At 54.9% G+C, this 1884-nt stretch carries 2 protein-coding genes; one reads left to right on the forward strand and one right to left on the reverse strand.

Annotated elements, in window-relative coordinates; all coding sequences use genetic code 11:
• Nucleotides 1-195 precede the first annotated feature (195 nt).
• Nucleotides 196-441: a hypothetical protein gene (locus ACR1XY_RS24425; protein WP_480597384.1), complete on the forward strand. Its 246-nt coding sequence runs from the start codon at nucleotides 196-198 to the stop codon at nucleotides 439-441.
• Nucleotides 442-701: 260 nt separating this feature from the next.
• Here ACR1XY_RS24425 and ACR1XY_RS24430 read toward each other — a convergent pair whose 3' ends face one another.
• The gene (locus tag ACR1XY_RS24430; protein ID WP_480597386.1) at nucleotides 702-1805 is read right to left on the reverse strand and encodes an ATP-binding protein; all 1104 of its coding nucleotides are present in this window, start codon (nucleotides 1803-1805) and stop codon (nucleotides 702-704) included.
• Nucleotides 1806-1884: the final 79 nt, after the last annotated feature.

Raw genomic sequence — 1884 nt, forward strand, 5'->3', positions numbered from 1 at the left:
CACATACCGTGTCGCGCTGAAAGACAAAGGCCAGCAGAACCGAACTTTGGTAGTAATGGTTTTTGAGAACCACAAATGAAAAGCCTTGTTGCAACAAGGATTCTGTCACTCTGACAGCGGGTCTGACAGAGCGCATTTTAACAGAGCGGTGATGTTGCACGTAGTTTGGCATGGCTCTGTTACGGTTTTTTGAACATGACGCGCGTTATCAGCAACCGCATCGTACTTAAGCCGCCCTTTCCGGGAAATGACGAAATGGACCAACTCAGCCCCGAATTGACCATTGCGGATATTGTTGGCCACTTCGATACTTTCCAGTGTGGAAGCGATGGAGGTGAAGATTCTGTCGCAAAACTCTCTGAGGGCAGGATGGATGGCGCAGGCGGGTCGATTCTCCTGCCAATTGCGCGAACAGCTGAAACGGACGTAGTCCAAGCGTAAATTGACCTTTAGAGCCCAAGCCCACTCAAGTTGTACAATTGCTGAGTCACTATCCCACTCTACAGAACTGCGAGATTGATCTGACTGGATAAGAGTTCTGTTGTTCGACCCACTCTCTCCAATATTTCACGCGGCTCATGCAGCGAATTCACATTTCCCACCCTTCGTGACAGTTTTTCTTATTACAGCAAGGCTCTGCCTGAGGTAGACTGCTACCTCCAGTTTCAAACCTGCTACCATCGGTCCGGTCCCTCTCACGTCTATGCAGACGCCAGCCGCTCCATAGCGCTCATGAGAGGCATTGCCCGCACCCCTCCCCGCCCCGGCACCTCCTTGTCGTCTGCATAGACAAGGATACGTTCTGAGACGTCCAATTCTTCTGTCGCGATGTGAAACCCACGCGTTACCTTCGCCGATGTCGTCCGCTTGATCTCTAAAGCCCAGAGGGCGCCTCTGGGAAATTTCAACATCAGATCCACTTCAGCCCCTGCGGACGAACGGTAGAAGCTTGCTTCTGTTCCGCGTGGTGCCGCTGCGATCAGGTTTTCGATGCAGAAACCCTCCCAACTTCCGCCGACAACCGGATGCCCAAGCAGGTCTTCCTGATTTTCGATCCCAAGTAGCGCATGGGCCAGCCCGGAATCGCGAATATAGACCTTGGGAGACTTGACCAAACGTTTTCCGGCATTGGAATGCCAGGGCGGTAAGCGACGCACCAGCATCAGGTCGACCAGCAAGTCGAGATAACGCGCAACGCTCTGGCCGGAGACACCCAGGTTTCCAGCGAGTTTTGCTGCATTGAGCAACCCACCTTGCTCATGGGCCAGCATTGTCCAGAACCGGCGCAATGTCTCCGCCGGAATGCGCAACCCAAAAGCCGGAACATCGCGTTCCAGATAGGTGCGGATGAAATCCTTGCGCCATGCCAGGCTGGTTCGGTCGTTCTTCGTCAGGAAGCTATCTGGAAACCCACCCCGTAACCAGAGCGAGGAGATTGCATCCGCTCCGGTTTCCGACAAGTTGAAAGGCGTCAGCTCGTGATAACTGACACGTCCCGCCAGGGATTCTGCACTTTGGTGCAGAAGTGTGTTCGAGGCCGACCCAAGCAGCAGGAACTGCCCAGTCCGATGCCCTTGTCTCCGCCGCCGGTCGATTTGGCCGCGCAGGGCCTTGAACAGGCCGGGCATAAGTTGAACCTCATCGATCACCACCAGGCGTCCAACTTGTTCGTCGAGATAAAGGTCGGGCTCTTCGAGCACTTGGCGATCGGCAGATCTCTCCATATCAAGATAGACTGCATCGCGGCTTTCAGCTATGTCCTGCGCGAGCGTTGTCTTCCCAACTTGCCGCGGCCCTAGGGTCAGGACTCATAGCCAATAGATGACGAGTGCTGCGAGGGCGATGGCTGACAGGAAGACCTTCGGGCACCTGTCGTAGCGGGTC

The organism is Ruegeria sp. AD11(2025) (genome assembly GCF_056542405.1).

Coding starts and splice junctions, on each gene's coding strand:
- ACR1XY_RS24425 (WP_480597384.1), top strand. CDS start 196: ATGACGCGCGTTATCAGCAACCGCATCGTACTTAAGCCGCCCTTTCCG.